This is a genomic window from Hyphomonas sp. TMED31, assembly GCF_002172815.1.
Lineage (GTDB): Bacteria > Pseudomonadota > Alphaproteobacteria > Caulobacterales > Hyphomonadaceae > Hyphomonas > Hyphomonas atlantica.
The window spans coordinates 1-10,249 of record NZ_NHCK01000035.1; the positions used below are offsets into that span (position 1 = coordinate 1).

The 10,249-nt window shown below is 60.5% G+C and carries 10 protein-coding genes and 1 pseudogene; 5 read left to right on the top strand and 6 right to left on the bottom strand.

Annotated features, from left to right (window positions below; genetic code table 11):
* Positions 1-314 precede the first annotated feature (314 nt).
* Both CBB91_RS05395 and CBB91_RS05400 read left to right on the top strand, forming a co-directional pair.
* A complete protein-coding gene (locus CBB91_RS05395; protein ID WP_273012638.1) occupies positions 315-1,289 on the top strand; it encodes an endonuclease/exonuclease/phosphatase family protein in 975 nt (324 codons plus the stop codon).
* A gap of 123 nt (positions 1,290-1,412) precedes the next feature.
* Positions 1,413-3,509, top strand: coding sequence for a caspase family protein (locus CBB91_RS05400; protein WP_273012640.1), 2,097 nt, complete (start codon positions 1,413-1,415; stop codon positions 3,507-3,509).
* A 115-nt stretch (positions 3,510-3,624) separates the two neighbouring features.
* On the opposite strand, the gene CBB91_RS05405 is transcribed toward CBB91_RS05400, so the two are convergent.
* Complete coding sequence (locus CBB91_RS05405) at positions 3,625-4,239, bottom strand: hypothetical protein (protein WP_199285772.1); 615 nt, start codon at positions 4,237-4,239, stop codon at positions 3,625-3,627.
* A 92-nt stretch (positions 4,240-4,331) separates the two neighbouring features.
* On the bottom strand, positions 4,332-5,168 hold the full coding sequence (locus CBB91_RS05410; RefSeq protein ID WP_273012642.1) for an ABC transporter permease: 837 nt from the start codon (positions 5,166-5,168) through the stop codon (positions 4,332-4,334).
* Positions 5,169-5,443: 275 nt separating this feature from the next.
* On the opposite strand from CBB91_RS05410, the gene CBB91_RS05415 reads away from it, so the two are divergent.
* From CBB91_RS05415 to CBB91_RS05425, 3 genes are all read left to right on the top strand, one after another.
* Positions 5,444-5,971 (top strand): GcrA family cell cycle regulator, encoded by a 528-nt coding sequence (locus CBB91_RS05415; protein WP_051602832.1) that lies wholly within the window; start codon positions 5,444-5,446, stop codon positions 5,969-5,971.
* 117 nt (positions 5,972-6,088) lie between these two features.
* The gene (locus CBB91_RS05420; RefSeq protein ID WP_273012645.1) at positions 6,089-7,429 is read left to right on the top strand and encodes an AAA family ATPase; all 1,341 of its coding nucleotides are present in this window, start codon (positions 6,089-6,091) and stop codon (positions 7,427-7,429) included.
* 87 nt (positions 7,430-7,516) lie between these two features.
* Positions 7,517-7,690 carry a hypothetical protein gene (locus CBB91_RS05425; RefSeq protein WP_273012647.1) on the top strand — a complete coding sequence of 58 codons (174 nt, stop codon included), beginning with the start codon at positions 7,517-7,519 and terminating at the stop codon, positions 7,688-7,690.
* Here CBB91_RS05425 and CBB91_RS05430 read toward each other — a convergent pair.
* From CBB91_RS05430 to CBB91_RS05445, 4 genes and pseudogenes are all read right to left on the bottom strand, one after another.
* Positions 7,687-7,917, bottom strand: coding sequence for a hypothetical protein (locus tag CBB91_RS05430; protein ID WP_273012649.1), 231 nt, complete (start codon positions 7,915-7,917; stop codon positions 7,687-7,689). The genes CBB91_RS05425 and CBB91_RS05430 overlap by 4 nt on opposite strands.
* 84 nt (positions 7,918-8,001) lie before the next feature.
* Entirely contained in the window at positions 8,002-8,193 is a 192-nt protein-coding gene (locus tag CBB91_RS05435) for a hypothetical protein (protein WP_035554368.1), read from the bottom strand.
* A 165-nt stretch (positions 8,194-8,358) separates the two neighbouring features.
* Positions 8,359-8,814 carry a dUTP diphosphatase gene (gene dut, locus CBB91_RS05440; RefSeq protein WP_035554366.1) on the bottom strand — a complete coding sequence of 152 codons (456 nt, stop codon included), beginning with the start codon at positions 8,812-8,814 and terminating at the stop codon, positions 8,359-8,361.
* Positions 8,815-8,870: 56 nt separating this feature from the next.
* Positions 8,871-10,249 (bottom strand): annotated as a pseudogene (locus tag CBB91_RS05445) (hypothetical protein); the annotation flags it as partial.

The window sequence follows — 10,249 nt, forward strand, 5'->3', positions numbered from 1 at the left end:
GGGCAATCGCTGTGCGATTTCTATTCCTCCGCAGCCTGTCCGGCGCGGCGGGCGGTAACGCTCCACTCCGTAGCCATCTACAAATCATCAGGCGGAGCGCCACGGCGCCCGCCGCGCCAGGCTCTTTGAGGGGCCGGGAATACAGGATACCCGGATGGCGTGCGCCAGTCCGGATATTTGTGCTGGCGGGGATACAGATCACACCTGCGTGATCTGCCCCCGGATCGTGCGGCGGGCACGCAACTCTCTTCCGGTCTCACGCGTAGATAGGGCGACACACCCCAACACACGCCGCCCGGAAAGGCCCCTTCCCCATGCTCGCCCTGATCGAACCTGTCTTTGTGTTGATCGGCGTGTGGGGTCTGTTTGCCGCCATCGCGCCAAAGCTGCGCACCGAAATCTGGTGGATGCGCGTCTGGATCTATGGCCGCCTGCAAACCTGCCTCATCCTGCTCGCCGCGCTGCTGCTCTATCTGGCGCTGTATCCGGCAGGCGAGATCGGCAATGCCACCCTGTTGATGACCTATGCGGTCGCGCTGGTCATCTGTGCACTGGATATCTGGCCCTACCTGCCCGGTCGAAAACGCGAACTGCGCCGCGCCAGGCCGGGCATGCCGGGCACGCCGCTCTCCGTGCTGCTGATCAATGTGCTGCAGGAGAATGAAGACCATGCCGCCGTGCTGGCCCGCATCCGTGACAGTGAGGCCGATGTGGTCTTCCTCTCGGAAACCAATGCCCGCTGGCGAGAGGCCCTCTCTCCGCTGGAGGCAGATTATCCCCATACATACCTTCTCGACAAGGAAGCCCATAACGGCCTCCTCTTCTATTCGCGCTATCCCGTCAGCGAAGTGCAGGAACGGTATTTCTGTCAGGATCATGTCCCCTCCCTGACCGTGGACATGGATTTGGACGGCCGCGAAGTGCGCCTCTATTGCATCCACCCGCGCCCGCCCCGCCCGCGCGACGATACGCAACACCTGGATGACGAGCTGATGATCGTCGCCGATGAACTGCGCGAGCAACACCGCCCCGCCATGGTGATCGGGGACTTCAACGAGGTCGGCTGGTCCTGGATGGTAAAGGAGTTCAAGCAACATGCCGGCCTATGCGATCCGAAACGCGGACGCGGGCTCTACAATTCCTATGGCGCGCAAAACCCGTTTCTGGCCTGGCCGCTGGACCATGCCTTTGTCACGGATGATTTCAGATTGCTGGGCATCCACCGCCTGCGCCCCTGNGGATCAGATCATTATCCCATGCTGTACCGGTTCCAGCTGACGCCNNCCTGATCGCCCCGCCTGCGCCCTGCGCCACCCGGTTGAACCCGCATTCAATTGGCAGGCCATCCAATCCCGTGTAACTTCCTGTTAACCACAGGAACCAANGGGATGGTGATGCGGATCAACTCATTCATGACAGGCCTCNGCGCAATTGTGCTGGCCGCGCTCCTNGCCGCCTGCAGCGCCCAATATGATGCGATGGATGAGCCCGCCGGCGCGCCACCCGAACCAGCGGTGGAAGCGCCTGAGCCCGCCCCGATCGATCAGGAGCCTGCCCCCCCGCCTCCGCCCGCCCCTGCGCCCGTCCAGGTTCAGCCCGAACCGCCCAGAGCGGCCGCCCCCGGCTCCAGCCCAAATCCCGGCCGCCCTGTCCGACCCGGCCGGGATCAACCTGATCCGGTTCGCAGCGAGACTTCGGTTGAAGAAGAGCCAGGCCTCGCGCTGGAGTTTGGCAGCGAGACAGATATCGACGAACTGCGCGAGCTGCATGCCGACGACCCGGACATGCTGGAATGGCTCGACGCACTGGCCGAAGGCGGCGATCTGAGCGACCTCGAGACGGCCGCCGGCGCTGAGAATGTCGAAATATGCCAGGCGGAAATCTCNGCGCCGCGCACCCTGTTGATCACATGTGACAAGGGCGGCTCCGGCGAGTTCGAACAGGCAACCCATCGCATCCAGGGCGATTTGACGGAGACGCTGGACGCATTGGCCNAGGACCTTGCCGGCGAAGGCTTCGAAGCCGGACTGATGGACAAGCAGCTCTGTTTCTGGAGCGAGACCATCCAAATCGACGATTCTGCATTCGTCATGAATTGCCCGGAATGGGACTATCGCTATTCGGAACTGGCCGCCNAGTCCGCGAATGCGTTTGACAGTGGCCGGATCGCCCATCACGCACCAGAGCAGATGGTGCTGGGCCAGCCCTATTTCCTNGAAGTGGCCATNCAGCCGATCCAGCGCGACACGAGCGAGGCAGAGATTGANGAATCCCTGCGCTCCATCATGGGCACAGGTCTCGCGCCNGACAGCNCACAGGACGCACTGTCNCTGGAATTCGATACGGTGCGCGCCAGTGGCGTGATGATGGCATCCATCGTCGGCGACGGATATGACCTGACAGCGACAACGCCNGAGGAACAGCCGCTCATTCCGGGCGAGCCAACACTCTGGCAATGGAAAGTCGTTCCCACTCAGGAAGGCTCGCCAGACCTCACTTTCACAGTGTCCCAGCAGGTTGAGGTGAATGGCCAGAAGATGGCCAAGGCCGTGAAGACCATTCCGCTGTCAATCAAGGTCGTCTCGCTGGATACGCTTCTCGCCGATCCCGGCCCCGATCCGGATGCGAGCATCAGCGCGCACAGATCCGTTGAAAGCGACAACGATCCGGTTGCGCCCCTGACCAGCACATTGTCTGCCCCGCCGACGGGGGTAAGCGATGCGTCCGCGATGAGCGCGGCAGAAATCGCAAACGCTGCGAGCGGCTTGCTGCCGGATACGGAAATCGCTGGCTGCACATGGATCAACGGGCCGAACCCCGACCGGCAGGCCATGGTGCTCAGCAATCTCGCCTATTCGCCTCCCGTNAGTCGCCTCAGCGTGACGCATCAGGATGGCGACCGCATCACCGCCGCGCTGACGGATGTCGGCTTCTCGGTCCTGCAATGCGAAGACCTTGGCCAGCGACAAACGGTGCGCGCGCTCAGCCTTCTCGGGCGCATGGCGAAAGCCCGCAAGGATGCCGGTGCCTACCCGGTCACCTTNTTCTACTATTCCGGCCATGGCGTGAATGTTGAGGGCACGAACTTCATCCTGCCCACCGACATTCCGGGCGCCTCNCCGGAGGATATNCGTGACTTCGGCGTCAGCTTCGAACAGATCTTCAACCGCGTGTCGACAACTGTTGCGCCGACTTCCTTCATCGTCTTCGATGCCTGCCGGACAGTCATGGATGATCAGAGCCGCGGCCTGATGCGCGCCTACAGTCCGGTCGGCTGGGCATCCGGCGTCTTCCAGGCNTTCGCCACGGAACCCGGCAAGACGGCGGCCGATGACGGCATCTATTCCGAAGAACTNGCCAATTTGATCAGCACGCTCGATGACCCGGCAAACGTCGTCTTCAAACGGGTCCAGGATGCGGTGGCTGCCCGCACNGGTCAGAAACAGCGACCGGTCTATACCGATGGCACCACGGGTGGCGACTTCTACTTCCTGCAGGACGACGAATAGCGACATCCGGCGACACTATGTGACGATCAGTGACAATGCGCGACATAGCGCGCCAAACAGCGACGCCGCCGAGACAGGTCTTGGCGGCGTCATCATTTTCAGGCTGTCGCGCCGACTATGGGCTAACCGGCACAGGCTCTTTTGGCGCTTCTGGCTGAGGTGGCTGCGGCGGAATTTCGTTCTCGACCAGCGTATCTTCCGGCTCAGGGGCTGAGCCGGACACAGCACAGCAACGCACCTGCATCTCGAGCACACGGCTATTGAACCGGCACTGCTCGTCATTGATCTCACGCAGGATGGACATGCCCCCTGCCCGGTAGGTGTAGCGCGTCTGCGTACAGCTGGTCAGCGCATAGCCCGGCCGGCATGAACCCGTGTCAGAATTCTGGATGGTGCGCGTCTCGCACTGCACTTCCTTGCTATTGGCTTCCTCTGCCATTGCGAGTGCCGCATCAGCCTGCGCCTGTGCGGCATCAGCGCTGGCCTGCGCACGTGCAGCGGCCTCGGTCGCATTATCGGCCATTGAACGGGCCTGNGAGAGGCGCATGTCCGTATCGGCNAGCGCGGTCGTGTTTCCGTCGATTTCCAGCTTCAGCTTGCAGACGGCCTCAGTGGCCTTGTCAGGATCCGCGCAATACTGCGCGACGGTCTGCTCCGCCGGTATCATCTGGCAACCTGCCAGCATCATGGCCGACAAGGCGGCCCCTGCGAGGATTTTTCCATTACCCATTATGGTCTCCATTTCTGGCCCCAGCCAATTTTGGCTTTATTCAAGGGGGGCAGAAGTGGAGCGTCAATGCCGCTCCCGCCTGAGGGGAGTCGCTATGCCTTGAGCTTGTACCCCGACCGGAACATGAGCCAGACAGCGAGNATGCCAGCGAGCGCCAACAATCCGGTTACCCAGACCCCCACAATGACAGAGCTGTTGGCAACCCCGAGGAAACCATAACGGAACCCGTCAATCATGTAGAAGAAGGGGTCCAGCAGCGCCATCGTNTAGAATGGCTCGGACATCACCTTGATGTCGTAAAAGGTGCCCGACAGAAAGGTGAGCGGNACGATCACGAAATTCGTCACGGCGGACAGATGATCGAATTTGTCGGCCCAGATGCCTCCAATGGCGCCCAGCGCGCCGAGGGCAATCGCGGATGTGATGCTGAACCAGAGGATCGGCCAGACATGNACGACGGTCAGGTCGGCCAGTCCNCTNANCTGGATNCCNATGGCCGAGATCAGGGCCACCAGAAGGCCNCGCACAACCGAGCCACCGATGAATCCGATGGTCAGTTCCATCGGCGACAATGGCGGCATCAGGAAGTCGACATAGGTGGAATTGAACTTCGCCTGCACCAGACTGGAACTCGTATTCTGAAAGGCATTCTGAAGGATCGCCATGACGATCAGGCCCGGCGCGAGGAACTCAATGTAGTTGAGCCCTTCAAAGTCACCCATCAGTCGACCGCGGTCACCGAACGCCAGCTTGAACACGGTCATGAACAAAAGCGTGGTCACGACAGGCGCAAACACGGTTTGCATCCACACTTTCAGAAAGCGGCCAATCTCACGCTTGAACAGGGTCCACAGGCCCAAACCGTTGAACTGGCCATATTGGCGAACCTGGCGGCGGGCGGAAGTCTGTTCGGTCGCAGTATCTGTCATGCGCGGTATTTAGGCGTCTTTGCCTGAGTCTGCGAGGGGCAAGACTCGGAAAAAGCACGCAAATTTCGATGCACAAACTTTGTCCACAGGCTGACGCAGTTAACCACAAGATGTAGAAAGCCTGTGGAAAGCCTTCTCAGCATGTTGTGTTTCGTTACGCTCCTGATACGATATCTAGGTGCTGAGCGGATGGCGCGTACTAAGCCATCTCAATATATTGGGGCTGATGGATCGAAAGTGTTAACGATCCTGATCCGAGCTGGGAGAGACCAACCATGTCCTGGACCGAAGAACGGGTAAGCGTGCTGAAGAAACTCTGGGCAGAGGGCCATTCAGCCTCTCAGATTGCCAAACAATTGGGGGGCGTCACCCGAAATGCGGTGATCGGCAAAGTCCACCGTCTGGGCCTGTCGGGTCGCGCAACACCGTCGCGCCCCGTCAAACGTCCGCCGCGCCTGGCCCGTCCAAAACCACGCGTGTTGCCAGACGGCAGCGTCAAGGTNGCAGCGCCGGCCGCACCNGAGACGCCGGAAGTNCGTCCCGCTGCTGAACGCACCGAAGTCATGGCTCCCCTGCCGCCGCTGCAACAGGCCGATGGCGAGCCAGCCTCCATCCTCACGCTGCGGGATTCCATGTGCAAATGGCCAATCGGTGATCCTGCGGATCCGAAATTCGCCTTCTGCGGCCGCAAGGCGGACTGCGGCCCATACTGCTCTGAGCATGCGAAAGTGGCGTTCCAGCCCGCGCGCAAGCGTGAGAGCCGCAAGGGCGCATATGATTATGTCCGCCGTATCGCTGGCTAAGCCCGGCACGCACCTTTATGGCTGACAGGAAGCCCCCGAAGTCATTCTTCGGGGGCTTTTCCTTTCCCGGCAGCGCTTGCCCTCGCCTTCCCTGTAAAACGCCGTTAAGCCAGAAACGTGACCACCGAGAACNCTCCTGACTCCATTTATGCTGCGCCCGCCAAATGGGTCGCCTCCGGCACGGGCGCCCAAGGCAACCTGTTCCTCACTGGCCGGGCCGGAACGGGCAAGACCACAATGCTTCGCAAGTTTCTGGCTGGCGCTGGCGAAAAGGCCATCGTTCTGGCCCCGACCGGTGTGGCTGCGATGAACGCTGGCGGGCAGACCATCCATTCGTTTTTCAAGTTCCCGCCACGCCTGATCGAACCGACTGACATCAAACGCCTGCGCTCAACCCGGCTNGTGAAAGCGATCGACACGATGATCATTGACGAGATCTCGATGGTTCGCTCGGACATGCTGGACGCCATAGACAAGAGCCTGAAGCTGAACCGCGCCTCTAAGCGCCCGTTTGGTGGCGTGCGCATGATCCTGTCGGGCGATCTTCACCAATTGCCNCCGGTTGTTTCCGGCCAAGAAACACCAATTCTNCGGGAGCGNTATGGCGGTAGCTATTTCTTCAACGCCCCGGCCTTCAAGGACGCCGAATTNTCGCTANTGGCGTTGAAACATGTCTTCCGGCAGGCCGAACCCCGCTTCCTGGCTCTCCTTGGCGCGTTGCGCACGGGCCGCGTCACCCCGAATGATGNGGCGGTTCTGCGCGGTCTCGTCAGTTCGAAATCTGCTGTCGAGGCATCCGAAACCCATGTCGTGCTGACGCCGAACAACGCCAATGCCTACCGCATCAACCAAGCGAGGTTGGAGGGTCTGAACACACGCTCTCAAATNTTNGAAGCCGATGTGCAGGGNCANTTCGANGANAAGGCCTTCCCGACCGAAGCCGACCTNGAACTNAAGGAAGGCGCGCGGGTCATGCTGATCAAGAATGATCCCGAAGGNCGCTGGGTAAACGGTACGCTGGCAACGGTCGCGGGCTTTTCCGGCAGCCGCGTCATCGTGGAAATCGATGATCATGTCTATGAGATCGAGCCCACCGCGTGGGAGAAATACCGCTACGAACTGGACCCCGAAACCAAGAAGGTGAAACGTGAAGTTGTCGGCACCTTCAAACAAATGCCGCTTCGGCTCGCCTATGCCGTTACCATCCACAAGGCGCAGGGCCTGACNCTGGACAAGGTGTTCATTGATTTCGACTCCGGCATGTTTGCGCATGGGCAGGCCTATGTCGCGTTTTCCCGCGCACGCTCACTGGATGGATTATCTATCAGCCGGGAANTGCGCCCTCGGGACCTGGTCCTTGATCGCGACGCCTTCGCGTTCGGAAAACTCGACACGATTGAGGATACGGACGCTTACCTGCTGGCCAAGTTCGCGACAGCCGAAGACCAGTTGCTTTGACCGTCTGCATGAAGGCCTGATCGTAATCCAATCCCCTAATGCGGCGTTAACGAAACGATCATAAAGCTGACGCATTGTTTCCGTGTGATGAGCATTCAGAAACGAACCGAAAGGGCGAGCGCCATGCAAGCCATCAACGAACGCCGTCAGCGCAGGGTCTTGCTCCGCTCCGATCTCGGCAGCTCGCCCACCAAGAAGACGCAAGCTCAGATTGCAGCCCAACGCCGCAAGATGCGCATTCCTGGCGGCGGCGGAAACTAGGCCAGTTTCCGGATTTCCTCTGACAACTGACGCTCCTGATCGGTCACGATCTTTTCCAGGACGCGCACACGCTCTTTCAGGCGGTCGACCTCGCCCAGAACCTTCTGAAAATCAGCATCTGACGCAGTGTCTGACGCCGAATTTGCCTTCAGTTTCAGGTAATTGTTCACCACACCGGCACCGACCGAAATCAGCACAATAAGAACGACCATCAAGATCGGGTCCATTGGGGCACTCCTCTAAATGTCTTTTGAATACTAAGCATTGGGCAGGCCGTACAGGAGATATCTTCTCCCGCTGGTGCCCCTCCTTTACCTCAAACCGTCAATCTCACGGCGCAGGCGACGGTCGCGGTCAAGAATGATGGCCTCCAGCGTCCTGACCCGTTCGGCCAGTTCACCAATGCGATCATCTTCCGCACGTGCCTGTGGCGCGTTCGAGCGCCCCGACCGGGCGACCATGATGATCACGAGGACAAACAGGATAAAAGCGAAGAATGACACGGTTTGGGCTCCTTTTCTGACACAGCAATCTTGTCGAAAGCCAGTCGTTTGGAGCTCCCCCGTTTATTGGATGGATCCGCAATTCGCCGGATGCACCGCTCTCCTGAACTTATCGATATTCAATATGTAAGGAGCGATGAATGCTTGTTCAAGAAGAAACCGGATTTATTTGCCAGTTGACCCAAAGCCGCCTTCGCCGCGCTCGGTTTCGTCAAGCGCGTCCACCTCTTCCCACGCCAACTGCGTTACAGGGGCAAGCACCAATTGGGCAATCCGTTCCCCGCGATTGATGGTGAAGGCAGACTGGCCGAGGTTTATGAGGATCACCTTGATCTCGCCGCGATAGTCGCTGTCGATCGTACCAGGCGTGTTCAGGCAGGTCAGGCCATGCTTGGCGGCTAGCCCTGAACGGGGGCGCACCTGGATCTCGTAGCCCTGCGGAATGGCGACTGACAGGCCGGTCGGGATCATGGCCCGCTCACCCGCCTGCAACAGGATCGGGTCATCTTCCGGCACGGCTGCGCGCACATCCATTCCGGCCGATCCGACCGTTTCATAAGTGGGCAATTCCAGCCCTTCAAAATGAGCCAGCGGGCGGACAGAGACGGTAACTTTCTTCATGAATTCAGCCGTTGGCGGAGTCGCACATCTGAGTCAAGCCGATAGACCTTCAGGCCCTATTCCTCGTCATTGTGGGCGTCAAAGACCTCGTCTTCCCAATCCATCTTGTCGCCGCGCATCAATTGGTCATGCTGGCGTTCAGACTCGGGCTTGCGATCCATGAAGATTGTGTTGTCTATCCCGTCCAGCATGTACTTCTGAACGCCGTCATTGCGCTTCAGGAAGCTTTCAAAGGCGGTGTCGTTGGGGAGGGTTGAGCGGAGCTGGGTGTCGTAGGCGCCGTCGAGGCGGTTCTGCTCGTCGCGGTCTAGCCCGGCATTGGCGGCATCCTGATAAGCCTCGCGGGTCGCCTCAAGGTCGCACTTTGCCTTAATGCGTTGTTCTTCCGTCAGTTTATGACACATCAGGGCGCTGAGGGCCCCGCCTCCGCCCCCCGTTGCCGGGGGTGGCAGGGCGAATTCTATGCCGGGAATGCTTGGCGCAGGCCGTCGCCCCGTGTCGCGCGGTGTCGCGAAAGGTCGCGCACTTGTCGCCGGTTGTCGCACGGGTGGCGCGATTGTCTGCAATATGTCGTCGGCTGGTGCAGGCGTCGGGGCTGCCTCCGGCGCAGGCTCCGGCAGGATGATCGCCTCCTCGGGGTCCGGCTCAGGCGACTCAACATCCGGCAGGTCGACCTCGGGCGGAGCCTCCTCGGCGGGTGCCGGCTCTGGTTCAATGTCAGGTTCCAGCTCTTCCGGCGGCGCATCCTCGACAGGCTCCTCAACTGGCACCACAGGAGGTTCGGGATCAGGCTCCGGTTCTGGGGCCGGTTCAATCTCCGGCTCCGGTGCGATGGGCAGGTCTTCTTCAGGCGGGTCGGACTCCGGCTCGACGGGGATCGGCTGTTCTTCTGAGAGATCTTCGGGCTCCTCCTCGGGAAGCGTCTCCGGCAGATCCTCCACCGGCATTTCCGGCGGCAGTTCGGGCAGCTCATCCGGAAGGGGCTCGGTCTCCAGGTCCGGTTCCGCATCATCGACCGGCGTTTCGAGCGTGTCGGGAAGGTCTTCTGGCAACTCCTCGATTTCTGGCAAGGCAGGCTCTTCCGGCGCCTCTTCTACCGGAAGTCCGGGGCTTGGCTCCGGCAAAGGCTCCTCCTCCACCGCGATGGGGAGAGGTTCGGGCTCCGGGACTGGATCCTCAATCACGATTTCCGTTGGCGTTTCGACAGGCGGCAACGGCTCATCGGAAACCTGCTCGATTTGCGGCAATGGTTCCGGATCCGGCAGCGGAATCGGCTCCGGTTCAGGTTCGGGAATCTCAACCGGCTCGATGACGGGTTCAGGTTCCGGAGTCGGCGGTAATTCGGGCTCTGGCTCTGGCTCTGGCTCTGGCTCTGGCTCTGGCTCTGGCTCTGGCTCTGGCTCTGGCTCTGGCTCTGGCTCTGGCTCTGGCTCTG